25 protein-coding genes are annotated in these 24,694 nt (G+C 36.4%); 3 read left to right on the top strand and 22 right to left on the bottom strand.

All coding sequences use genetic code 11. From position 1 onward, the window contains the following. Positions 1-17 precede the first annotated feature (17 nt). The 5 genes from KORDIASMS9_RS04665 to KORDIASMS9_RS04645 form a co-directional block, all read right to left on the bottom strand. Positions 18-5,588 (bottom strand): alpha-2-macroglobulin, encoded by a 5,571-nt coding sequence (locus KORDIASMS9_RS04665; protein WP_114901727.1) that lies wholly within the window; start codon positions 5,586-5,588, stop codon positions 18-20. Positions 5,589-5,660: 72 nt separating this feature from the next. Continuing rightward, a complete protein-coding gene (locus KORDIASMS9_RS04660; RefSeq protein ID WP_114901726.1) occupies positions 5,661-6,701 on the bottom strand; it encodes an isoaspartyl peptidase/L-asparaginase family protein in 1,041 nt (346 codons plus the stop codon). A 146-nt stretch (positions 6,702-6,847) separates the two neighbouring features. Beyond that, the gene (locus tag KORDIASMS9_RS04655; protein WP_114901725.1) at positions 6,848-7,093 is read right to left on the bottom strand and encodes a hypothetical protein; all 246 of its coding nucleotides are present in this window, start codon (positions 7,091-7,093) and stop codon (positions 6,848-6,850) included. Positions 7,094-7,142: 49 nt separating this feature from the next. Continuing rightward, complete coding sequence (locus KORDIASMS9_RS04650; RefSeq protein ID WP_114901724.1) at positions 7,143-7,373, bottom strand: hypothetical protein; 231 nt, start codon at positions 7,371-7,373, stop codon at positions 7,143-7,145. Positions 7,374-7,389: 16 nt separating this feature from the next. Further along, complete coding sequence (locus KORDIASMS9_RS04645; RefSeq protein WP_114901723.1) at positions 7,390-7,680, bottom strand: class I lanthipeptide; 291 nt, start codon at positions 7,678-7,680, stop codon at positions 7,390-7,392. A 265-nt stretch (positions 7,681-7,945) separates the two neighbouring features. Between KORDIASMS9_RS04645 and KORDIASMS9_RS04640 the strand changes: the two genes are divergently transcribed. The 3 genes from KORDIASMS9_RS04640 to KORDIASMS9_RS04630 all read left to right on the top strand — a co-directional run bounded on the left by KORDIASMS9_RS04640 (position 7,946) and on the right by KORDIASMS9_RS04630 (position 10,845). Then, positions 7,946-8,488, top strand: coding sequence for a 3-hydroxyanthranilate 3,4-dioxygenase (locus tag KORDIASMS9_RS04640; protein WP_114901722.1), 543 nt, complete (start codon positions 7,946-7,948; stop codon positions 8,486-8,488). Further along, positions 8,478-9,203, top strand: a complete 726-nt coding sequence (locus KORDIASMS9_RS04635; RefSeq protein WP_162819763.1) for a hypothetical protein — start codon at positions 8,478-8,480, stop codon at positions 9,201-9,203. Before KORDIASMS9_RS04640 ends, KORDIASMS9_RS04635 begins: the two co-directional genes overlap by 11 nt. An 88-nt stretch (positions 9,204-9,291) precedes the next feature. Beyond that, positions 9,292-10,845, top strand: coding sequence for an aldehyde dehydrogenase family protein (locus KORDIASMS9_RS04630; RefSeq protein ID WP_114901720.1), 1,554 nt, complete (start codon positions 9,292-9,294; stop codon positions 10,843-10,845). 331 nt (positions 10,846-11,176) lie between these two features. On the opposite strand, the gene KORDIASMS9_RS04625 is transcribed toward KORDIASMS9_RS04630, so the two are convergent. The 17 genes from KORDIASMS9_RS04625 to KORDIASMS9_RS04545 all read right to left on the bottom strand — a co-directional run bounded on the left by KORDIASMS9_RS04625 (position 11,177) and on the right by KORDIASMS9_RS04545 (position 24,650). Next, positions 11,177-12,178 (bottom strand): acyl-ACP desaturase, encoded by a 1,002-nt coding sequence (locus KORDIASMS9_RS04625; protein ID WP_114901719.1) that lies wholly within the window; start codon positions 12,176-12,178, stop codon positions 11,177-11,179. A 34-nt stretch (positions 12,179-12,212) separates the two neighbouring features. Further along, entirely contained in the window at positions 12,213-13,706 is a 1,494-nt protein-coding gene (locus KORDIASMS9_RS04620) for a nicotinate phosphoribosyltransferase (RefSeq protein ID WP_114901718.1), read from the bottom strand. A 106-nt stretch (positions 13,707-13,812) separates the two neighbouring features. Further along, complete coding sequence (locus KORDIASMS9_RS04615; RefSeq protein ID WP_162819762.1) at positions 13,813-14,193, bottom strand: hypothetical protein; 381 nt, start codon at positions 14,191-14,193, stop codon at positions 13,813-13,815. A gap of 94 nt (positions 14,194-14,287) precedes the next feature. Next, entirely contained in the window at positions 14,288-14,923 is a 636-nt protein-coding gene (locus KORDIASMS9_RS04610) for a transglutaminase family protein (RefSeq protein ID WP_114901716.1), read from the bottom strand. Beyond that, on the bottom strand, positions 14,920-15,675 hold the full coding sequence (locus KORDIASMS9_RS04605) for a metallophosphoesterase (protein WP_114901715.1): 756 nt from the start codon (positions 15,673-15,675) through the stop codon (positions 14,920-14,922). The genes KORDIASMS9_RS04610 and KORDIASMS9_RS04605 overlap by 4 nt, the downstream gene beginning before the upstream one ends. A gap of 34 nt (positions 15,676-15,709) precedes the next feature. Next, on the bottom strand, positions 15,710-16,249 hold the full coding sequence (locus KORDIASMS9_RS04600; protein ID WP_114901714.1) for an RNA 2'-phosphotransferase: 540 nt from the start codon (positions 16,247-16,249) through the stop codon (positions 15,710-15,712). Continuing rightward, positions 16,246-16,881 carry a DUF4291 domain-containing protein gene (locus KORDIASMS9_RS04595; RefSeq protein ID WP_114901713.1) on the bottom strand — a complete coding sequence of 212 codons (636 nt, stop codon included), beginning with the start codon at positions 16,879-16,881 and terminating at the stop codon, positions 16,246-16,248. The genes KORDIASMS9_RS04600 and KORDIASMS9_RS04595 overlap by 4 nt, the downstream gene beginning before the upstream one ends. Continuing rightward, the gene (locus KORDIASMS9_RS04590) at positions 16,856-17,278 is read right to left on the bottom strand and encodes an ADP-ribosylation/crystallin J1 (protein WP_114901712.1); all 423 of its coding nucleotides are present in this window, start codon (positions 17,276-17,278) and stop codon (positions 16,856-16,858) included. Before KORDIASMS9_RS04590 ends, KORDIASMS9_RS04595 begins: the two co-directional genes overlap by 26 nt. Then, complete coding sequence (locus KORDIASMS9_RS04585) at positions 17,275-18,093, bottom strand: TIGR02452 family protein (RefSeq protein ID WP_114901711.1); 819 nt, start codon at positions 18,091-18,093, stop codon at positions 17,275-17,277. The genes KORDIASMS9_RS04590 and KORDIASMS9_RS04585 overlap by 4 nt, the downstream gene beginning before the upstream one ends. 1 nt (position 18,094) lies before the next feature. After that, positions 18,095-18,961, bottom strand: coding sequence for an MBL fold metallo-hydrolase (locus KORDIASMS9_RS04580; protein ID WP_114901710.1), 867 nt, complete (start codon positions 18,959-18,961; stop codon positions 18,095-18,097). Positions 18,962-18,996: 35 nt separating this feature from the next. After that, on the bottom strand, positions 18,997-19,674 hold the full coding sequence (locus KORDIASMS9_RS04575) for an NADAR family protein (RefSeq protein WP_114901709.1): 678 nt from the start codon (positions 19,672-19,674) through the stop codon (positions 18,997-18,999). A gap of 63 nt (positions 19,675-19,737) precedes the next feature. Then, entirely contained in the window at positions 19,738-20,682 is a 945-nt protein-coding gene (locus KORDIASMS9_RS04570) for an ADP-ribosylglycohydrolase family protein (RefSeq protein WP_114901708.1), read from the bottom strand. A gap of 169 nt (positions 20,683-20,851) precedes the next feature. Further along, the gene (prs, locus tag KORDIASMS9_RS04565; protein WP_114901707.1) at positions 20,852-21,667 is read right to left on the bottom strand and encodes a ribose-phosphate diphosphokinase; all 816 of its coding nucleotides are present in this window, start codon (positions 21,665-21,667) and stop codon (positions 20,852-20,854) included. Positions 21,668-21,911: 244 nt separating this feature from the next. Further along, positions 21,912-22,586 (bottom strand): NUDIX domain-containing protein, encoded by a 675-nt coding sequence (locus KORDIASMS9_RS04560; RefSeq protein ID WP_114905145.1) that lies wholly within the window; start codon positions 22,584-22,586, stop codon positions 21,912-21,914. A 78-nt stretch (positions 22,587-22,664) separates the two neighbouring features. Beyond that, positions 22,665-22,919 carry a hypothetical protein gene (locus KORDIASMS9_RS04555; RefSeq protein ID WP_114901706.1) on the bottom strand — a complete coding sequence of 85 codons (255 nt, stop codon included), beginning with the start codon at positions 22,917-22,919 and terminating at the stop codon, positions 22,665-22,667. Positions 22,920-22,947: 28 nt separating this feature from the next. After that, complete coding sequence (locus tag KORDIASMS9_RS04550; protein ID WP_114901705.1) at positions 22,948-24,084, bottom strand: ATP-binding protein; 1,137 nt, start codon at positions 24,082-24,084, stop codon at positions 22,948-22,950. Beyond that, on the bottom strand, positions 24,081-24,650 hold the full coding sequence (locus KORDIASMS9_RS04545) for a hypothetical protein (protein WP_240321128.1): 570 nt from the start codon (positions 24,648-24,650) through the stop codon (positions 24,081-24,083). The genes KORDIASMS9_RS04550 and KORDIASMS9_RS04545 overlap by 4 nt, the downstream gene beginning before the upstream one ends. Between the last annotated feature and the right edge of the window lie 44 nt (positions 24,651-24,694).

Below are 24,694 nucleotides of genomic sequence, written 5' to 3'. Positions count from 1 at the left end.
ATTTTTTACTTTTAAAACTATTTCACCACTTCAATCCATTGCCCTTTCGTTCGCACAAAGAACTCATTGTCATACATCGCTTCTGCTTGAACGCCTGGTAAATAATACTTTCCTAAATAGGAAGCATTCAACAACACATTAAAAGTTTTGGCTTTTCCACGTTGCAAATCAAAATAGAAATTCACGCGATCGTCTCTAATATCGGTATGAGTGGCTTCACTTGAAGGCGTGTTTCCGTAATCTGTAAAACGCGTATTGACAATTTCCCAACCTGATGGAAAAATCTCCGTTAAGGCAATATTCCCAACAAATTCAGGTTGATCATTAGAAACTGTTACCGTCGCCATAAAATCCGTTCCTTGTGTTAATTGCGAAACATCGATCGTATTTCCTGCTTTGTCTTTATAGCGTACGCGAATGTCTAAATTTCGTTTCTCCGCCAATTCTTCACCCAAAGGCAACTTTCCTGTATTCAACACACGCACAAACAATACATTGGCTTCTTTATTTTCTACTTGAATACTATTTGTTCCTTTTTTGATATTCAAATCGCGCTGTGCAATAGCTTTTGTTGTTTGAATATTTTGTTGATTTTCTCCATTAATGGAGAATTGCATCTTGATATTTTTGCCACCGTTTTGTGTCACCATTTTGCCCATTGCTAACAAACTATAGGCTGCCGTTTGTGTGCTCATCCAACGATTGGACGATAAATCTTTGGCAATTCTTTTTGATAATTCGATGGTTTTAGGATCTTTTAAAATCACCATTGTTTCCATTGCCATCGCACGATTTCTTTCTATTGAGCCATAGGTGTAATAGTCTTCAGCAGGCGAAGATGCAAAGTTAATATTGGCAGATTTTGCAATTTCTTCAGCAGCTTCTTTTTGTGAAGCCAATGCGTACGCCGCCGCCAATCGCCATTTGGCATCGTTTGATAAATTATTGGTTTCACGCAAACGGTTCATTGACGCCAAATCTGGATAGCCTGCCAACGCCAAGGTATACAAGCGATAGGCTTGTGTTACATCACTGCTTCGTCTAGTATTCCGCCATGTACGCGCTGTATTTTGCTGATATGAAATCCATTTGTTCATGAACGTCAATGGTAAAATATATCCTTTTTTCTCCGCTTCAATCATAAAATGACCGGCATAATTGGTTCCCCAGACATCTACTGAATTTTGACCCATCCAATAGCTCATGCCTCCATTTGGACGTTGAAAATGTGCCAAACGTTTGATGGCTTTTTCAATATTTCGATTGATGTCTCCTTTTTTCTCCGTCGTCAGATCGAAAATATCTGCGAGATACAACTGTGGAAATGCACTCGAGGTTGTTTGCTCTACACAACCATGCGGATAGCGAATCAAATAGGACAAACGTTTTGTAAAATCCATCGGTGGTAAGGTCGAAAACTCTACCGTAGCTGCGTTGCTTCCTGCTACTCCAAAGGTTTCAAAACTAAGTGTTTGGGTTTCGTTTGCTTGCAAGGTTATTTCGTGAATTTTCTTTGCAATCGGATTTGGGTTTTCCACATCCAATTCTACTTTGTACGATGCTTTTTCGCCATTTCCTGTCGCCACAACTTCAATGGTTTGAATGCCTTTTATTTCGCCGACATCCAAGTCGAAATACACCATTTTCTCGTCAGGTTTGCTAAAGCTGATCGATTTTGTATTGCTTCCCACCACTGAAATGCCGTTTTGTAATTTCAGCGAAAGCGATACATTTTTCACCTTATCTTCCATTGCAAATACCGTAACAGGTAAGGTTACTTTTTCGCCCGGACTTAGTTTTCTGGGTGCAGTTGCAATGACCATTAACGGTTTTTTTACCTTTGAAGATTGCTCAGCATTTCCATAAGCTTCTGTTTTAGCATTTCCTGCAACAACCATCGTACGAACCGCGCCCACATAATTTGGCATGTCAATTTTGTGCGATTTCGTTTGTCCTGCGTTTAGCTGGAAAGGTCCTAAATATTTAACCACAGGTTTGAACCGATTGGCTTTTTTGTTTTTCGCGCCATTTCCGTCATCGCCACCACCAATGGCAAATACTTGATCAATATCGCCACTAAATGCGCCAATAATATCATCATACATATCCCAAGTGCGGACACCAAGCGCTTGACGCTGATAGAATAAATCCCAAGGATTTGGAGTTTTAAATCGCGTTAAATCTAGCAAGCCTTCGTCAACTACCGCAATGGTGTAGGTCATGGCTTTTTTGTTTTCTTCACTAACTTTTACTGTAAAGGATTCTTCTGGGCGAAGTGTTTCTGGCACTGAAATTTTTGGTTTCAGAATCGTCACTGGATTTTCCACCATGATTGGAATGACACCATATAGACGAATTGGCAAATCGTTGGAAACATTGTCGTGTTTTTGAACTAACGAAATATTTACAAAAACATTCGGTGCCATTTCTTTCGTTATCGGAATTGTGGTGGTTGTTTGTTCTTTAGATGTTTTCACCCATTTAGTACTCAATACTTCTGTACCATTTTCAACACTGACCAACGCACGTCCGCCTTTTCCTGATGGAAAGGTAATCGTTGCTTGTTCGCCAACATTGTAGGTTTCTTTGTCTGCTGCAAAAATCAACATTTTAGCTGATTCGGAATTGCCATCGTTGCTTCTACGCCACCAGTTTTTGTAGAAGTAGGCAGTTCTTCCTGTAGCGTGCCCGCTTTTTGGATCGGAAATGTGAATGAGATAACGTCCGCGATCTTCATCAGGAATGTTCAGTTTGAAGCTTCCTTTTCCATTGGAATTTGTGTTGATGGTAAATGTTCGATAGCGTTCGTGATAGTTGCTTCCCGAATAGGATGATAAATCTTCATACGACGAACTCCACCACCAACGCCAATTGATTTCATAGATTTTTACTTTCAGTCCGTTACGCTTGATTGGATTTCCGCGATCGTCCACCGTTACAATTTCAAAGGTATTATCTTCATCCGTGTAGAATGAACCGTATTGTTTTGGTTCGGGCGATTTGAGTCCGACAAACGAAATATACGGAGCAAAATCTTTCGAGAATGCATCAATAGAGAAATCGCCACCATTTTCAAATACGCGTGTTAGGAAAGACGCACGCAACATGCCTGGTGCATTTTTTTCGACGTTTATTTTTTTAGAAATAGCAACGGTTCCTTCTTCGTTTAGTTTTCCTCTGAACATGACAAATTCTTCCGCATTAAATTGGCGTGTTGGATCGTTGAATTCATAGTTCGGAAATTTCTTGAAGGATGTTTTGGTACTTGTCAATCGTACGTTGACTTCGGCTTTTAAGTTTTTTGCAGGCGCGCCGTGCAACCAAGCGGCATTGAGTGTTCCTTCAATCGGTCTGGAATTGGCTAAAATTTCATCGTCAAAATCAATATTGATCTTTAAACGATTTGGTTTTACTGTTTCTATTTTGAGTGTTTTAGAGAAATTCACACCACCAACACTCACACGCGCTTGCCAATTTCCTGTGGGTGCTTCGCTGTCCGTTTCTACTGTAAATTTATAGAAGTTCTCTACACCTTGCGTTTGCAGGTTTTTGTAGATCAATTTGCCGCGAGCATCTGTAACTTCCATTTTTACAGGATGATTTTTTGGTAGTGGATTTCCAGCATCATTCAATACAAAAGCCAAGTGCAATGTATCGCCAGGACGCCAAACGCCACGTTCACCATATATGTATCCATTGATGCCTTTTTTGATTTTTTTCCCTGCCACATCAAATTTACTCATAGATAAGGAACTGCCATCATTCAGTTTTACATACGTAATTTGATTGCCTTTGGAAACGGTGGCAAAGTATGCGTTTTTGTCTGCATCAATAATTGTGAGACCTTCGGAATCTGTTTGTTTGGATGCGATTTCCTGTTGTTGGTAATTGTAGAGCGTTACTTTTGCACTATTTACAGGATCGGTAGATAAAATATCGCTTACCGCGAAATGATACGATCTGTTTTCACCACTTTTTACAATTACACCTAAATCAGAAGCCAGAATGTTTGTGGTGAGAAAACGTTCTTGTAAATAATAGGATTCTGTACAAGGATTGTCGCGATCTCTCCAGTTGTAACGATAGTTTCTAAATTCGTACATTTTATTGTCCCAATAGGCTGCTTCGTTTTCTTCTTCATCTTCTCGATTTTGATAGTAACTATCTCCGCGATAACGAGAATTATCCGTCGTAGCGCCATCACTTTCTTGACACGCATACAGCGAATATTCTTTTTTAAAGCCAATTTCTACTTGATAAATAGCGCCAGATTCTGCTGTGAATAATGTGGATAAATCAATTCCGTAGGTTTTCCATTGCCCGTCATTGTCTTCTGTATTTTCAATAAGATTGATGGTTTTCTTGGCAATGCGTCTTCCCACACGGCGAATGTTGTATCGGTTTAAGTCGCTGATGCTATTTTCCTGTAAAAACTGCAATACATTGTCTTGATATATTTTGATGATGCGTACATCGACTGACTGTAAGTTGATCGCTTGAAAGTTGTACGTAAGGTTTTTGGAGTTTGGTAAAATAACACCTTTGCTTACGGAGCGCAATTGTGGTTTTTGCTGTTCAAACGTCACACTTTTTGTAAAGCTTTTTTTGAGCTTGTAGTTGTCTTTGTTTTTTATTCCTGGAAAAATTTCTAACGTTGTACTGCCTTTGATTCTATTTGTCGGATAGATATTCAGGATGTTTCCATCTGTAACATAGGTGCTATTTTTTTGATTTTTTAGGGTGACTAAACCCGCGAAGTTTTGATTTTTTAATAACGGATCACTGAAATTGATGCTTACTTTTTGCTCAGGATTTTGTGAAACTGTAACGCCAATGATGGAAAAGTTATTTCTCCCAGAAATGATGTAGTCTGTCTTGCCTTTTGCTTTGGCATTGATCGGAGTTCCTACCCACGAAATATTGATTTTAGAATCTTCTTCCAATCGATGAATGCTGTCAATTGTAAATTCATAGGTTGTATTATTCAGCACAGAAGGTTCCCATTTAATATTTAATGCTTTTCCATCTTGCGTGGCAGAAAGTAGTGCTGATAGTTTTTCTGTGGGAATGATGTCTGCAGCGCGCAAGGTTCCATTTAAGTATTGCCATTCTTTGGAGTACGATTGCAAATCATTTGTGGTAATTGAAAAGTTGGGCGTTACCGTTTTAAATACGAACGTATAGGTGTGAAATTCTTTTTTTACATCTTCGTACATATCTTTTAAGTTCACCGTAACCGAATATTCCGTGTCGGGTTGCAATACTGTATCAGGCTCAAAGCGTAAGGTTTTGTTATTTTGAATGAATAGTTTTCCCGTTACTTTTGGACTGATATTGATGAGGTCTGCTGAGATTTCTCCCGAATCACCTAAGTTGGGCAATTGTTTTTGCAATCCGATGATAATTGGTTCTTTTACCGAAACTGTTCCTGCGGTCGTTTGATAAATATAATCTTTAAATTCAAAGATATTATCTGCTTCTGAAGTTCCTGTATCACAAGAAAATAAGCTTAGAAATACTCCAAAAAGGAGACAAAAAGTAATGTTGCGCATGATGGTTTTTGAGGTAAAATAAACAGACTTTCTCATAATTTAGGAGTTATTTGAGTATTCGTTGTACTGTATCTAGTATTCGTGTACGATTGGCTCGTATTCGTTGGTTTATTCTTTATAAATCCCAACTGTTACATTTCCTTTTTCGTCTACCATCGCTCGGTACATTCCTGGAGTATTGAATTCGGCAACTAAGTTTCCTTTCGCATCTATGGCAATAATTCCGCCATCGCCGCCCATATTTTTTAGTTTGTTTTGAATGACTTCTTTTGCAGCTTCTTGCAACGACATGTTTTTATATTCCATTAACGCAGAAATGTCGTGTGCTACTGCCGCTCTGATAAAATATTCGCCATGTCCCGTTCCTGAAACGGCACAGGTTTCATTGTTGGCGTAGGTTCCTGCACCAATGATTGGCGAATCTCCAATGCGATTCCATTTTTTGTTGGTCATTCCGCCAGTAGACGTTCCTGCGGCAAGATTTCCGTTTTTGTCCAACGCCACACAACCAACAGTTCCGTATTTATAATCTTTGATATAAGGATCGTAGGAAGCCGCTTTGTCTTTGTCACCTTCTTTGGCTCTTTGTAGCGATTTGTAGCGTACTTCTGTATAAAAATAACTGGTGTCCACAACTTCCAAACCTTGTGCAGCGGCAAATTCCTCAGCACCTTTTCTGGCAAGTAAAACATGATCAGAGTTTTCCATGACCTTTCTAGCGGCAGAAATTGGGTTTTTTAAATTGGTCACACCAGCAACCGCACCAGCATTTAGATTTTTACCTTCCATGATAGAAGCATCCAATTCATTGTTGCCATTGTTGGCAAATACGGCCCCTTTTCCAGCGTTGAATAATGGTGAATTTTCTAAGATATGAATCGTTTGTTCTACGGCATCTACACTTGAACCGCCATTTTGAAGAATTTCATATCCTTTTTTGGCTGCTTTTTCCAAGGCTGCTTGGTAAGCGGCTTCTTTTTCGGGCGTCATGTTCTTTTTTAAAATCGTTCCTGCGCCACCATGAATTACCAATCCGATACTATTTGCCTGTTTTGTATCAACTTTGGATATTTTTTCTTTGGGAGATTTTTCAGCGCAACTATTTAATAGAAAAATAAGTAAGAGTAGGGTGAAAGGAGTTTTTTTCATAAGTATTTTGAGATGATTAGTGGCTTAAATGTACATAATTTCAAGATGGAAAACTTGTTGTTGTTCAGATATTTATTCACAAGTAAACATAAAAAAAGCTCCAAAATGTTACTTTTGGAGCTTTTGATTCTAGTAAAGTCTATTATTTACGCTTCACAAGGAATGTCAACAGATTGCTGACAAGCGAAGTCCCAAGAAGGTTCGCAATGGCAAGCTGTTCCTAGTTCGCTTTCCCAAACCGTGGTGGTGCATTGAAATTGATCAAACGTTAGTATACAATCTCTAATATCTCTAGATAACGGAATTGGAAAAGGGCCTTGTGCGCCACCATTGAGTTTTGAAACCGAGGTTTTTTTCAACGTTAATGATTTTAGTATTTTCTTTTTTTTCATGATTTTACTTTTTTAAAATTAATTAGGGTTGACAAAGAATATTCACAGACTATTTGCATGGAAAGTTGAATGATTCACAATCAAACCCATCAGTTGGTTGACACGTACAAGCTGTATACAATTCACTAATCATAGTGGTTGGACATTGTGTATTGATATCAATTGTAAAGTCACACAATGTTCCTTTAATTGTTAAAGGAATAGGTACAGGTCCGCCACCATTTAAGTTTGAGATCGACGATTTTTTAAGTGATAATGTTTTTAAATTCTTTTTTTTCATGATGTATAGATTTTTGTTAAGCCTCACATAAGAAGTTTGAATTTCCAGGACAATTAGGTTGTCTCGTATATTCACAAGGAATATTAATAGATTCTCCACAGTTTCCATCCCAAGAAGGAGGACAGGTACATGCTGTGTATAGTTCGCTATACCAAGTGCAGGTTTTTACCAATTGACTTGTGCAGTTTCCACCACCGACAGTACATGAAATGTGAGATTGTGCTGCGGCACCACCTTGTACACCACCAAGATTAGAAACTTGCTTTTTCCCTAATGCAAGCTTTTTTTCGAATTTCTTTTTTTTCATAATTAGTATATTTTCAGTTAATATAAAAAAGATAGAAAATTATACAATTAGCACCGTACGGTTTTACCTTACTTAACACTTGTATGTCAATATTTTAGATAGTCTACAGATACCAAATTGCTTCATGGCAAGTTTGTCAGACTTTTTTGCAGGACATTCATAGCAACCCAATAAAATAAGATGTAAAGTTTTAAACATCGATTATTGAATAAATAGTTTAAGATGATAAAAAATGTGTAATTTTAAAATCTAAAATTCTAACAGTATGGCGATACAAAAACCATTTAACCTGAATCAATGGGTTGAAGAAAATAGAGACTTATTAAAACCACCTGTAGCAAATAAAAATTTGTACAAAGAATCGGGCGATTATATTGTGATGATTGTGGGTGGACCGAATGCGCGAAAGGATTATCATTACAATGAAACGGAAGAATTATTTTACCAGTTAGAAGGAAATATTGAAGTACACATTCAAGAAGATGGCGAAAAGAAAACCATGAAATTAGGACCTGGCGATATGTATTTGCATCCAGCAGGTGTGCCACATTCGCCCGTTCGTCATGAAAATTCTATCGGATTGGTGGTAGAACGCAAACGAAAAGGAACCAATTTAATGGATGGCTTGCAATGGTATTGTGACAATTGTAATCATAAATTACATGAAGTTCGATTTCCGTTACATGATGTTGAAAAAGATTTTTTAGGTCATTTTAAAGATTTTTATGCTTCTAAAGAATTATTGACCTGTGATAATTGTGGACATGTGATGCCTGTTGATGAACGATTTACTGCTGATGAAGAATAGTTATTTTTTACTACTGTGTTTCACAATTTCTTTCTTGTATGCTTGTGAACCCAAATTAACAGCCATTGAAGTGATTGAAAAATCATTGGAAGAAGCCCATGGAGGGAAAGCCGCTTGGGAAACCGTCAAAACATTGACTTACGAAAAAACGACTACGTTTTATGAACCTTCTGGAAATGTAGAAAAAACAATTACACAAAAATTTCAAAATACATTACAACCTGAATTTACTTCTAAAGTAATATGGATGGAAGGCACCGTTGAAAAACGAATTGTGTTTGATGGAACGGAAACATTTGTCTTTGAAAATGGCTATCAAATTACGGACGATGATATCGTAGAAGCCGCTGAAAAGGAAATGATGGCAGCGCAATACGTATTATGGCAACCGTACAAATTGTTGGATACGGAAGCTTCTTTAACCTATGAAAGAATTGTTCAATTGGAAGATAAAACAAACGCACATGCCATTAAAGTTACGTATCCAAATAGTGATACAATTTGGTGGTATTATTTTGATGTAAATACATTTTTACTAAAAGAAAACTTAATTCAACACAGTGAAACAACATATAGCCAAATCGTAAATATAAAACAAGAACAAAATACAGGATTGCAATTGCATCAACATCGGAAAAGCTTGAAAATAGATATTGAGAAAGATGAAAAATATCTTCGTGCCGAATACCATTACAACATCTTAGAATTGAAATGATAAACCGCACCTAGTGCAACAAAAGATTGATAGAATTGTGCTATCTTCGCAGAAATTTAACAAAAGAACTAAAAAAAGTTATAAATAAATGGGAGCAGTGACTACTGATTTTGGAATCAAAGAAGCGTTAGCCACGCTAGGCTTAAAAGATATCAATGAAGGAACTTCAACAGGTTCAAACAATTTTTCAAACGGAGAATTGATCGAATCGTATTCTCCAGTAGATGGAAAATTGATTGGAAAAGTAAAATCGACGACAAAAGAAGATTACGAAAAAGTAATGGAAGCTGCCACTTCCGCTTTTAAAACTTGGAGAACAATGCCAGCGCCACAACGTGGAGAAGTAGTGCGTCAGTTTGGAGAAAAATTAAGAGAGAAAAAAGAAGCACTTGGAAAATTGGTTTCGTACGAAATGGGGAAATCATACCAGGAAGGTTTGGGAGAAGTGCAAGAAATGATTGATATCTGTGATTTCGCTGTCGGATTATCACGTCAGTTACACGGACTTACGATGCATTCGGAGCGTCCAGGACACAGAATGTACGAACAATACCATCCATTAGGCGTTGTCGGAATTATTTCTGCATTTAACTTCCCAGTAGCTGTTTGGGCGTGGAATACCGCGTTGGCTTGGATCTGTGGAGATGTGTGTGTGTGGAAACCTTCTGAAAAAACTCCCATGTGTGGAGTCGCTTGTCAAAATATAGCTGCAGAGGTTTTTGCAGAAAATAACTTACCAGAAGGAATTTGCTGTTTGGTAAATGGCGATTATAAAGTGGGAGAATTTTTATCAAAAGATACCCGTATTCCGTTAGTTTCTGCGACAGGATCTACCCGAATGGGGAAAATTGTTGCCAAAGAAGTAGCAGGACGTTTAGGAAAGTCTTTGTTAGAATTAGGTGGAAACAATGCGATTATCGTAACGCCAGATGCAGACATTAAAATGACCGTTATCGGTGCTGTTTTTGGAGCTGTTGGAACGGCAGGACAACGTTGTACCTCTACACGTAGATTGATTATTCACGAATCTGTATACGATACGGTAAAAGATGCCGTAGTTGCTGCGTATGGACAATTGCGTATTGGTAATCCGTTAGATGAAAACAATCATGTAGGCCCATTAATTGACAAAGATGCGGTAAAAGGATACCAAGCTGCCTTGGAAAAAGTAGTTGCAGAAGGAGGAAACATCGTGGTAGAAGGTGGTGTTTTAGAAGGTGAAGGTTATGAAAGTGGATGTTATGTAAAACCTGCGATTGCGGAAGCTGATAATTCTTTTGAAATTGTACAGCATGAAACCTTTGCACCCGTTTTATACTTACTAAAATATAGTGGCACTATTGAAAATGCCATTGAAGTTCAAAATGGAGTTGCGCAAGGTTTATCTTCTGCGGTGATGACGAACAATTTGCGTGAAGCAGAACGTTTCTTATCTGTTGCAGGATCTGATTGTGGAATTGCCAATGTAAATATTGGAACGTCTGGAGCAGAAATTGGTGGCGCTTTTGGTGGAGAAAAAGATACAGGAGGCGGACGCGAGTCTGGATCTGATGCTTGGAAAATATACATGCGTAGACAAACCAATACGATCAACTATACAACTGAATTGCCATTAGCGCAAGGAATTAAGTTTGATTTGTAATAGCAATAGAATTATATAAAATTGAAAAATCCGCTTTCTTACGAGAGCGGATTTTTATGTTTTTATTGAAAGATTAATCACTTTCTCCAAACGTCTGATCGAGTGGAATTTCGAAGAGCTTTTGTATCGAGATCTGCTTTCATTTCGACTGCGCTCAATGTGCAGAAAAACCATTCTAAGTGACGATCTAATAAATTGTAAATGTAAAATGCTAGATCAAACTTCGGTAAACTCAGCTTAAAAGTTCAGCATGAGATTCTTTGTTATTAATTTGTTTTGAAAGTTTCTAACAGCGTTCACACTGAGCTTGTCGAAGTGAAGCGCTCTAAAACTAAAGCATTCCATTCGCTTCCACCCACTTAAACCGTGTAATATCTTCTGGAATTGCCACACGATCCGCAATACGCGCCATACGATCTGGTAATTTCATGACGTAATCACGTGCTTTTTTGGCGGTATCTGTTAAATCGTTCAATTTATCAATTTCCCAATATGCATTTAACTTTCGTAGGATATCAATATAATCATGTGTTGTATATACGCCAATGCGTTGTGCAGCATTAGAAAAGTTTTCAAAAGCAGTTCCGATAGCTTCTCCCGATTCACGGACAAATTGTGCTGGCATCACGATTTTTTTACGCATCATATCTTCAAAAGCCAACATCATTTCGCTAGGATCGTACTTAAGAATCGTTTTTACAAATTCTCTATATGCCAAATGGTGTCTCATTTCGTCACCAGCAATCATATTACACATTTTTCCAAGCAATCCATTTCCTTGCTTTTTTGCGAGTTGACCCACACGCTTGTGTGAAATATTAGTTGCTAATTCTTGGAAACTGGTGTATACAAAATTTCGATATGGATCGTTTGCGGTTCCAATATCAAAACCATCACTAATCATGTGTTGTGTTGTAATTTCTATTTCGCGCATGTTGACACGACCAGATAAATACAGATATTTATTTAAAACATCGCCGTGACGATTTTCTTCTCCTGTCCAATGACGAACCCATTTTGCCCAACCATTATCTTTACCGTCATTTCCATGTTGATTGATTCCTTCTACATCCATCAACCATGATTCGTAGGTTGGTAATGCTTCTTCTGTAATGGTATCGCCCACCAAAACTACCCATAAATCGTATCCTATTTCTTTAGCTTCTTCACGAATTTTATGCACTTCATCAAAAAACGTATCTTCTTGAGAATTTGGTAAAAAATCGGTGGGTTGCCATATTTTTTCTGGCGGAATTAGGTATTTTTCCATGAAACTATCGATTTCTTTTTCAATAGTCTGCATGACTTCTAAGCGAATATTTTTTATAGACATGATTTGATGGTTTGGATGGTGCGCGAATGTACCACTAAATATCTACAATAGTCGCTATTTTTTCACAATTAACATCTTTTGTCGGTTTCGTGATATTGGTTCTGATCTCTTGTAGTGATTGTTCTCGCAATAGCTGTCCATCTTTAAAAACGGTGGTCAATAAGCCTTCTTTTTCTTCTTGAATAGAACATTCATCTTTTAATGTAATTTTTCCGTTTTTGGTAAAGAGTTGTATCAACCCTTTTGCAGATTTTTTGGTGCCATCATCTGTAATTGGATCTTTAAAAATAGCATGTCCTTCACCGTGTATTTCTACATACGTCGCTTTCATCGCAAAGCCAAATGTATCACGTGTGTTGTATTGATAGGTAAAACTTCCAATTCCCAAAACCACATTGGTGGAAGCGAACCCTTTTTGCTTCAAACGTTCACAAATTTGGGTTGCTCTGTCTATCGTGATACTGTCGCCGTAAATAGCACCAATTTTAGAATGCAATACTTTGTATCCTTGCGAATTGATCGTTCCGCCAAATTCTTCCCACAATACTTCAACAACACCTTTGCTAATCGTTTTATTTTTGTGTTCGCATCCACAGATAATATCGACAGGATTTCCAGAATCGGGACGAATGACGAGTTTTCCATCACGGTTTAGAATTTCTTCTTTCAGTTGTGGCAAATATTCGGTAAGCACTTTCCACAAATCCCACGTATCTGAAACAACGGAGAGAATTCCTGTTGGATAGGTTCTTAACAAACGTCTAAAAGTTTCTATTTCGTCGTCTTTGCTTCCTGCACACATAACGCTGTGTTCGGTAGCGTTGACACTTCCAATGACCAATTCTTTGGTGACGTCTGTATTGTAATATTTCTCCAAATTGATTGTAACGGGAAGCGTGTCACTTCCTGTAAAAGACAGTGCATGTCCCATTCCGCTCAAAATTGAAGATTCTATTCCCGACATACCACGCATGGAAAAATCGTGTCCTTGCCAGTTGATAAAGTCTCGATTTTCTTTATCGGTTTCTTGTCCGTATTTCATTAAAATGGTTTTGTATTGTTTTGCAATGGTAGCTGAAGTACACGGTTGCCAAATGATATTGGAAAGGAGTGTTTCTAAGTAATTTGTAATCCAGAAAAATTCGGGAAGTGTGTTGACAACCGTAAACATTGGTACACGAATGGGAACTTCGGTTCCTTCGGGTATCGCTTTAATTTCGATAGGTAAGTAGCCTACATCGTGTAAATTTTCTATGTGTGAAACATCGTAATCGACACCTAAATAGTGATCGACATATTTTTTGTATTCGGTAACGACTTTTGCTTTTGGTTGTTGGAAGAATTCTGTGTTGAATTGTTGGATAAGGTATTCTTTGATGAAGTATTGCAGTCCAAAAAAGACAACGCTGTCAATATTTTCAATTCTACTTTTTCGTGGTGTCCAGTTTGAATATACTTTTGTGGTTCCTTGCGGATATTGTTCTTTGTGTCCGAGTTTGTAACCGTCTGTCAGCAATAGTGGATTCATAAGAATATTATTTTGCGTTAATTATACGCAAATATAAAATGTTTTTTGAAACTGACAAGAATTTTATTGATTTAATGTTTGAAACTATGGGATTTGAAGTTGAATTTTATTTTTTAATTCGTACCGTTTCTTTAATGATTCCGATGATCATGAGTGCAAAAAACAAGAACGATCCTATTTGTAAATTTATGTTCATTGTGTGTCTGTCAAAACTTGCTAGAAATATATACATACTAACTCCGTATACTATTATACTTATTACATAAAGTGAAGCAGCTTGCTGTATCAGTTTTCTTTTGAATATGAGTATGAATTGTATCAGTATTCCAAAAAATATCACTGGAAATTTTATGTGATAACCGTATACTTGAATATAATCATTATCATTGGTTAGTGCTGCCCAAGTATTTTTAAATATTCCTGAATTTTCTATTTTCCCATGGACTTTATTTCCAAAATCCCAATCCCAAAGATATCTATAGCTCATTTCCCATAAGGGTATAAATAATAAGGCTATACATAATAGCAGAAAGAGTATGTCTATTTGTCTTTTTTTCATAGTACGTTATTCGTAAAATGTTTCAAAGTTTAAATTCTGTAATATTTTCATCGGTGTCAAAGATATGCGGATAATGTTCTTTTACATTTCTTTTCATGAATGCTAACGGAACATCTTCAAAATGTCCATAATCGTCTGTATATTCCATGAATAGATTTCCTTGGTTGTTGTATTGTTGCAAAAAAGAATTGTTTTCTCCATCAAACTCCAAAGGTGCAACCTTGAACTTTTTACATAAAGAAGCATTAAAAGCGGGCGATAATTTTAACCATTTATTGTTTAAAAAAACATTCACCATTCCATGTGGCGTGAGTTCGTTTGAACCAAATTTTTCTGTAAGTCGTTCTACAGCAATATGATTTTTTACTTTTCCCAAATGCAGTCTTGCAGGAATTTCTATAGCTCTTAAACAGGCAATTAGTAGAATTGATTTTTCAACACAGTTTCCACTTGATTTTTGAGCAATGACGCTAGCGCGAAAGTTCTCTTTTGAAAGACTAATGCTGTACGGATCATATTTCCAATCGTCACGAACTTTGTTGTACAATGCAATCGCTTTTTCTTGGACAGAACTTGTATTGTCTTTATAGGAAGCTGCTAATTTTTGAATGATTTCATCTTCAAAATTAAAATAGTATGTAGTTTTTAGGTAGTTCATTTTTTACGAACGACACGCATTTTGTTTCTTCCTTTTTCGGTAGGATATAATTCGGGAAGCGGATCGCTTTGCCAAAATTCTTTTGTATCAATATCTAAGATAGACAAGTTGCCTGTAAAAGCGGCACCAGTATCCACGTCCCATAAATTATGAGCTTTCATCGGAATATGACAATTAAAGTTTAACGTAGGCGTATGACCGATATAGATTTCGTAGTAATGTTGAAAACGTTGTGGCGCATATCGTGGATTGCTGAGGTTTTCTACGCCAATTTTTTCAGCCAATAAAGCAGATTCTATTAAAGTTCTGTCAAAATAAAAATTCTTCTGATAATGCTCTTTTAAAACACCGTGCATTGAGGTAAATCCTGCATGAAGAAATAATCTATTTTGCTCGTCAATATAGTAGTTTTCTAAGTTTTCATAAAATTCTAAATGTTGTTGTTTGTCATACTTAACACGCGCATAACTTTCTAAGGTTTCTTTTCCGCCGTGCATGTACCAAACATCATTAACATGTCCGTCTAGCAACCATTCATGACACCAAACATCATGATTTCCACGAATGAAAATACATTTTTGTTTGGTGTTTAATTGTATGAGAAACTCAACTAATTCAGCAGATTCGCTCCAGCCATCTACATAATCGCCCATAAAAATTAAGGTATCTTCTGTAGTAACATTGGCGCGTTCTAGCACTTGCATTAATGCTTTAAATCCTCCGTGTATGTCTCCTATTGCAAGTGTTCTCATTTTAAATTTTCTTCTAAAATACTATAATTTTTGATCAGAATTCAATAAACTCCTTTGGAACTGCTTCTATCAACCAAACACCATTTTCTGATTGATAAAGCGCATGATTTTGTGCATGCATTTCGCCACTTCTTACCGTTAGAATGATTGGTTTTCCTCTTCTACTTCCAACATTAACAGCTGTTTCTTTATCTACGCTCAAATGGACATGTTGTCGTGTTCCTTTGATCAATCCTTTTTCTTGAATGGAGTTGATAAATTTTTCAACTGTTCCATGATATAGATACCTTGGCGGTTCTTTTGGTTGCAACGCCAAATCAATATCCACAGAATGCCCTTGATTCGCTCTAATCATTGTTTTGTTTTCGTTGAAAGCAAAGCGTTTTTTGTTATTCATTGCCACTACATCTTCTAGTTCTTGCATAGAAAGCGAATATGGTTCTACGTTTATTTTTTCGAGTAAAACGGCGACGGAAGTCCAACCGTTTTCATCGAGTGTAATTCCAAGTTTCCCAGGATGGTGCCTGAGTACATAACTTAGAAATTTGCTGATACTTTTATTTTTTTTACTCATTGTAATTGTAATTTTTTCTGCAATTCGTCGCCTTTTGGTACAAAAGGACGTTCTGCAGGAATTTGCAGCTTCTCTAGCTGATTTGTTTTGACGAATTCGTATTGTTCCGCCACAAACGCAGAGATATCTTCGATTTCGATGATATCTTCTTTTGCGTAAGAACGAATAAACTGATTTCGAATTCCGATTTGAATCGCTCTGCGTTCTAGTTTTGCGCCATACGGATCGTGATCTGGATCCCATTGCAAACGGACATTGGAGGATTTTACTTTTTTCTGCCACGCTTCATGCGATTCGTATAATTCAGACTTAAAAGAAGAATGCACGGCATTTTCCAAGTATTTCTGAAACGCTTCACGCTTTAAGTGAATTGCCAAAACGACTTCTTGTCCCACTTTTTTCCCCCAACCATTTCGGTACATCATCCACAAAAAATTGGGTTTGATCCACGTCATGCGTTCCAAGCTAAAAGGGCCACCAAAAAATTGATGTTTCGCAGCGAAAAGTCCAATAGCAGGACGATACGATTGGTATACAATTATTTTTTCATCATCGTATTGTGCCATAATGTGATGTCCGTTTTGTGGCCATTCGTTTAGCTGTTCTTTATAGTTTTGTATGTTTAATTTCATGTTTTCTAATTAATTTGTTGATTTCTTCATTCTCAGTAAAAACAAATTGTTTTCCCAAGAATGCTTTTGTAACTCTAATTTCTCCCATAATTTGCTGATTGAATTTTTCTAGTTCTTCAGCAGGAATCCAGAATTCATTATGATGAGCGCTTCCAACGTTTTGTACCTCAAACTGATTAAGATAGTGTTCATTCACATCAAAAGCAGTTACAATACCAATATAGCCTGAACTTTCATCTTTTGTATTCCACTTTTGTGCAATTTCAATAGCATATTGTTCGTTTAACACAGGATAAAATATAGGTTGCCATTCCAATCTAGGAGGAAATCCTTTAAAATTGATGTCGGCAATCAGTTCTAGTTCTTTTAATCCTGTAGGTCTATATAAAGTTTTCATACTTCAAATTCTTCTTTAAACGGTGTGATGAATTTTTCGTTTCTTGAGTAAATAGCAAACACCACTTTTTTAAATTGATTTTTAAATGTTGTTTCCAATACTTCTTTAAAAAGCTTCGCAATTAACGCCGGATCGTTTTGAAAAACGCCACAACCCCAAGCGCCAAGAATGAGCGTATCGTTTCCGTGTAAAATGGACAAAGCCAACACTTTTTCAATTCGTGTTCGCATGATTGTAGGCACCTTTGAAATTTTCTCCGCTTCTACTCTTTTTACTACTCCGAGGTTTACCGCAGCGGATGTAATTACCGAACATAACACAGGTTTTTCTATTAATTCGCCTTTGTTGTCTCTAAAGAAAGGTACTTTTGGACTGTAAATCATGTTGTCTGTATAGATACAAGATTTCCTATTTCTATGGTTTTCATAGAATTCGAAATTCTCCATTTGACTTGTATATAAACTGGAAGCAATTGCTAAGCTTTCTTCTTGCGCCAAAGCACCATTTAAGAATCCACCACCAGGATTTTTCGCGGAAGCAAAATTTAAACACATGATATTTTCTTCATTTGCCAATCGTAAAATTGCTTTTAAAGAAGTTTCATCTGTAACTTCAAATTGTGTTTTGTAATTTTTATCTAACGTACTATTTGAAAGTATTTCGTCTAATTTTTTACTTGTGTAATAGTTTGAGTTTTCAACTGTATATTCATGTGCGTTTTTGATGTCTACAATCTCACCTTGAAACAAGTAGCTTCCATTTTTTTGGATGTCCAAGGTTTCAAGTGCTTTTATTTTTCTTGTTGATTTTTTCATTTTAATTGATTGGCTCTTGCGCCAACATATTTTTAACAGCTTTTCCAACAGGAATCCGATGTACGGGAATTTTAATGTTGTACTTCTGTATGTGTTTTTTAATTTCGTTGTCTATGTCATGTTGATCGTACCGCGATGAAAAATGTCCTAAGATCAGTTTGTCTATCTTGATATTGGCAACCATTTTAAATACTTCATCTAACGAACTGTGTTTGTTCTTAAATGCTTTTGTATTTGTTTCTTCTTTGGTCAAAAACGTTGCTTCATGAATGAGAATTTCACTGTTGTGATAGCGTTCATAGTTTTCAATTGGCGTATCTCCAGAATAGGATAAAACGTTTCTTTTGACTTCATTCGTTAGGAACTGATCTCCGTGTTCTTTTTTAATTTGAATCAATTCGTCTTTATGCAAATTCACAAATTCCGATTTGAGCTTTCGTTTGGTTTCAAATACTTTGAAACTTAAACTTTTCAATAAACTAGGTTGTACGACATGCCCGTTTTCTATGGCTTCTACATGCATTGAGTTTTTGATCAAAACCTTTGACTTATTTTCAATAGCTTGCCAAGTTGTTCCTGAGTTATGTGGATCAAATTTGGTAAAGAAGTCGTTTAGAAACGGAAATGAACCTGCATCTTTTGGATAGTAAATAGTTGGTTTTAAACCTGCAAATAATTGATTGAATTGCAATAAACCTGTCAAATGGTCTCTATCGGCATGTGAAATAAACGCGTGTTTTATCTTTCCTGCTTTTCCTAATAAATTTGAACAAACACCATCGCCTGCGTCAAATAATATTCCTAATTCTTCTATATAATACCACGTTGCATATAATGCGGTTGAGTATCCGTGTATGGTAAGTTTCATTGTTTTTTTATTTTAAATTGTTCCTTCTTTGTTTTTTACCACGAATTCACGAATTTTTTATCTTGGCTCTTGGCTCTTGGCTCTTGGCTCTTGGCTCTTGGCTCTTGGCTCTTGGCTCTTGGCTCTTGGCTCTTGGCTCTTGGCTCTTGGCTCTTTATGCCAGCATCTTTTTTCAATTGATCCCTAACTTCCATCAAGGCGAAACCTAATAAGTTTTGTCCTTTCCACAGGTTAGGATTTGTTATATGTTCATCGTTTTCACTCATACCAATTCCCCAAATTTTATCTCTTGGACTGGCTTCAACTAACACTCTGTTTTTGGTGTTTAGTAAAAATTGCTGTAAATGTTCATGTTGTGAAAACTTGTGATGGTTTCCTTCAACAACTACGTTGAATTTGTGTTCATCCCAAATAACTGGATCAAAGTTTTTGACTTTTCTTCCTAGTTGTTTCGCTTCATGCGGATGATTTACAGTTAAAACTTTATTTCGCTTTTCTTCATCGTTAAAAATACGCGCTTTTTCTGCCATCATCCAATGTTCGGCTGTTTTAAAAGTTTCGTTTTTAACGGTAAAACCATCTTCCCACCATTGACTAAAACAACTTTTGGTAACGCTTCCATCTTTTGCAGGTTGATGTCCCCAAAAAAAGATGAATTTTAACCGCTTTTTTGAGTTGAACTCATATTGTATATGTTGTAATGTGTGTTTCATTTTCTCTGTTTATGTTAAATGTTGTGTGCTAAATTTTAAATTATATCGTTAGCACACTTTATTTTAAAGTAAACTTTCATGGAAACGAACAATTAGGTTCTGAATGTCATCATAACGTGCTAATTGAAATTTCCAAGTTTCAGGAATGGCATCAAATCCATAATACAATCCTGCCAATCCACCAGCAATTGCAGCAGTGGTATCTGTGTCTTCTCCTAAGTTGACCGCTTTTAAAACACAATCTTTGTATGAATCAGTTGTTAAAAAGCACCACAAAGATGCTTCTAAGGAATTGACAACATAGCCGCTTCCGCTAATTCGCTCAGGATCTCTTTTTGAAATATCTTGTTGTAAAATTTCATAATAAAACCCAACTTCTTTTTCGTTGAAATTTTGTGTTTTTATAAAAGAATTTACATGTTCCTTTACTTTCGCATACGCTTGAAACTTCTCAGTTCCGTTCAATACTAACAAACCATATTCAACATAGATAAAACAAGCAAATACAGATCTAAAATGCGCATGTGTCATGGAAGAAACTTCTTTTACAATTCGATAGCGTTCCTCAATATCTTCTTCATTTCTCAAGAAATAGACCAATGGAAGAATTCGCATGAGCGAACCATTTCCATTAGAATATTCGTCCATTCCACCACAAATTTCGGGTGTATGTCCTTGTTCTAGTCTGTAAATTGCTTGTCGCGTTGAGATTCCGATATCAAAAACACTTCCGTGTGGCGACCAATATGCGCGATCGAACCAAGCAACAAATTTTCGTGCAATTACTTTGGTATTATATCCAGAAATCAAACCTTCTAGTAAACAAAACGTAAGTGAACTATCGTCTGACCAAGTTCCTAAGGGTTGATGGTGTGTTCCGTGCCCAATCATGTCAGTGGCAGGAAATCGTTGCATTCGTTCTTTACTGAGAAACTCATACGGAACGCCCAAAGCATCACCTGTGGCAACTCCAATTATTCCTCCTTGTAAGCGTTCTAATAAGTTCATAATTTCTATTTTTTAATTTTAAATGTGTCACATCGAGCGCAGTCGAGATGCTCAATGTTATATTTTAAATTATGCATTCATTGTTTTTTACCACGAATTCACGAATTTTTTATCTTGGCTCTTGGCTCTTGGCTCTTGGCTCTTGGCTCTTGGCTCTGTATTCAATTACCTAAAAGTTAATTTGTACTACTTGTTTTGATTTCACATCTCTAAATGAGTTTGTGGTGAAAATGGTTTTATAAATACTTTCTAATTGTTCAAATCCTTTGTTGAAGATTCCGTGACTTACGATTAAGTGTACATCGCCCACATTTTTTGCTTTCAATGCTTTTCCGAGTCCTAAAAATGTACCGCCGCCATCGCAAATATCATCAATAACGACTCCTGTTTTGCCTTGTAAATCGTCTGCATAGACTGTGAATCCAGATAATTCACCTGTTTGTACATCTCGTTTTTTAGAACATTCTATCACTTCAATTCCTCCTAAATATGCAGAGAGTTTGTATATCTTTTTTAACGCGCCACCATCGGGAGAAATTAATACGATTTCATCTTTTATGGTTTTTAAACATTGCTTTACATATTCATGATTGTCAATGACTTCTACATTGTTTACTAACGCTGGTGTGACTTCCGAATGCGGATCGAACACCGTGACTTTTTCATAGTGTTGACTGTTGATGATGTCTGCATATACTTTGACGCTTAGTGGTTCTCCTGAAACCATCACACGATCTTGACGCGCTGCGGGAACATACGGAATGAATAGGTTAATTTTTGTTACGTTCATTCTTCGTAAAGCATCGGTTGCTAATAAAATCATTCCCAAATCATTGAAACTTGTAATACGTTGCGTAATGGTAATTGCACCTTTTACAGCTTCTTTTATTTTGATATGTGGTTCGCCTCCAGAAAATGTAAACGTTTCAAAATCAATGGATGTTCCAAAAGGAGTAAAGTCCGAATCTAAGTGTACATAGTTCATATTAGCGTTATTTGTACGCAAATATAGAATGCTTTTTTAGTTCTGCAAATTATTTTGTGTAAAAATTACATTAATTGATTTGAAAATTGAATGATTGAATGATTGTTTTTTTGCATGAAGGATGGCATTTCGACTTTGCTCAATGATAAATGAAACTGGAGTTCGCGTGAAGGATGGAGGCTTTGTTGAAGCTCCTCGAAGAGAGCGACTGCCGAGAGCCTGACCGTTTGCGGGCACGCCCAAGTTATTTTATATCAAACAAGAATCCTTCTTTTTGTAATTTGAAGTATTGTTTTTTGTTGAATTGGAATAAATTAGCAGGTCTTCCGCGTCCTTCAGAAACTTTTTCGTCGAGTTCTTCCAAGATGCCAAAACTCAATATTTTTTTGCGGAAGTTTCTACGATCAATTTTTTTCTCTAAAATGGTCATGTACAGCTTTTCTAAATCGGAAAAGAGAAATTTGGTTGAAAGCAAGTCAAAACCAATTGGTTCGTAGGTGAGTTTGTTGCGCAAGCGCGTTTTGGCTTTGTCTAAAATAATAGCATGATCAAACGCCAATTCGGGCAATTCATTGATGGGAAACCACGCAACATCTTGCGCATCTGTATCCGCTTTTATGGTATGATGCGACGGTTTTACCAAGGCAAAATACGTAACGGAAATGACACGATTTCGCGGATCGCGATCGGGTTTTCCAAACGAATAGAGTTGCTCTAAATAATCAATAGTGACGTTGGTTTCTTCTTGTAATTCACGTTCTACGGCAGTTTCTAAGCTTTCATTTTCTAAGACCAAACCGCCAGGCAATGCCCATGAACCTTGAAACGGCGCTACTTTTCGTTTGATTAAAAGCACGTTCAATTGATGGTCTTTGTATCCAAATACGACCGCGTCTACCGCTACACGAATGTTTTGCATCATACAGCAAAAGTACAAATTAACGTGAGTTTGAGAGAATTTATTACGGCAAGATTTTAATAAGAGTAGGATGATTTTTTATCTCAGTGTAGGATTGTTGTCGGTTACCTTTTTCAAAGCTTCTTTAGCTTTTCGATGTATTTCATCATTGGATTTCTTATTTGATTTTGGCCCAAAGAGCGTAATCAATTCAAATATATTCTCAAATAGAAACCATGCCAGACCTATTCCAGCAATCAAAAATGAAGTGCCTATTTCGCCTGTTCTAATAAAAGTATAGATAAACGCTATAATGGCTATTCCTAATATGATATAACTTAAACTTTTTCTCATGCCTCTAATAATTAATAGTATGTAAAACCTAATTGTACTTTATCTTCCGCAAAATACGAATGCTCGCTTTGTACAACTCGAAGATATCATTATCGTAATTTTTTAGAAGTAATTTTGCTTCATCGAGTTTGTTTTTAGCTTCGTGAAAACCATTCAAATAGCATATCATATACGTCGCAGGTAAATTTCGTAAATCAAGATCTTCACTTTCGGTGATGGGAATGTTTTTTTGAATTTTTTCTAAAATCACATTGTTGGTGTTGTAAATGTGATGCAAGGTTTTTTTGTCGAATTGCGGTGCTTCAAAAATTAAATTGGTATCAATAGCGTACATTCCGTTGGGTTTGAAGGTAATTGTTACTTTTTCCAGCGGATAGTATTTGTATTTATTTTGAAGTCCCAATGGAACGTATTCCACAATGGTAAAAGCATCGTCATTATAGGTGATTTCAACTTGATCTAATGCGGAATAAAATAATTTTACTTGCTCGTTGATCAATTCAATATCCACGCGCGAATAGAAAACTTTGTCGTCGGTTTTTTGCTTGATTCCTGCCCAACACACAATAAATTGTTCTTTAAAAACTTGATAATGCGATTCTAAATTTTTGTGTTCATTGGTGATGAAATTGATCACGCTATCCAAGGTCAATTTGATATTATTCTGCGCGCTTTTTTCAATGTTTTGTACAATTTCAGAATTCACATCTGTAATCTCAATATCAAACACTTTCGGCATGGAAATACTGCCATCACGTAGAAACACAGAGCCGCCATAATATTTCCAAATATTCTTTCGAAGTGAAGTAATTTGATCAATTGGTCGAATCGTCACCAAACCGACTACTTTTCCTTTGGGCAAATGCGGAAAATAAATATTTTCATACTGTACAATCGGCGGATTTTTTAAATAGGCATTGATTAAATTCTGAATTTTACTATCGTCAAAAAAATCCACACCAACAATTTTATTGTCTTCATCTTCCACACCAATCACGATGTACGAATTGTTTTTAGGATTGCTATTCGAAAGCGCACAAATATGTTTCAGAAACTTTGCTTTACCTTCTTTTTCGCCAATATTCAACTTCCGCTTTTTGTCATAAAAACTATTCTCATCGTTGTGAGCGAGCAAGTTTTTAATCAAAAGGCGTTTATTAATCATAACAAATTGAGTTCTTTTTGAATATTTTCTCTAGCGATGGTTTCCCACAAACTGTGATACTTTTCGGTATAATAAATTCGTGGACGTTCTAGAAAATGCTGCAATACTTTCTTTCTTCCTTTTGTATACATAAAATCAGGAAACATGGAATATTCCTTGCGAATGTTTTGAGTATATGTAAGATAACGTTCCCAAGGTGTTCCTAAAATTGCCAAATCCCAGTCCAAAAGATAGGCATTATCTTCATTTTGAGCATTTAGGATTTCATGTTTTTTTGTAGAAATGATCAAATTTGTGCAATTTTCTATCTTTTTTGGATCAATTTGTAATGTTTTTAGTCTTTTTTGAGCGAATTCAGCACTTTTCAATTCATTGTTACTTTTCGTAGCGCGGTAGACGATATCGTGATACCAAATGGCAAATTGTAAAATGTCATAATCAATCAAATCTTTTTGATCGTTTTCTGCTAAGTGCAACATATGACTAATATGATTTAGGTTGTGATAATGACGCTTTTCTTCTCCATAAAACCCTTTAATTTCTTCCCAATGATATTGTAGAAACATAGTATCATCGGTGTATTTAGATGATAAATCTATCCAAAATTGAT

Origin of the sequence: Kordia sp. SMS9, assembly GCF_003352465.1 — a bacterium.
Classification (GTDB): domain Bacteria; phylum Bacteroidota; class Bacteroidia; order Flavobacteriales; family Flavobacteriaceae; genus Kordia.
This window is presented reverse-complemented; position numbering and strand designations above follow the sequence as displayed.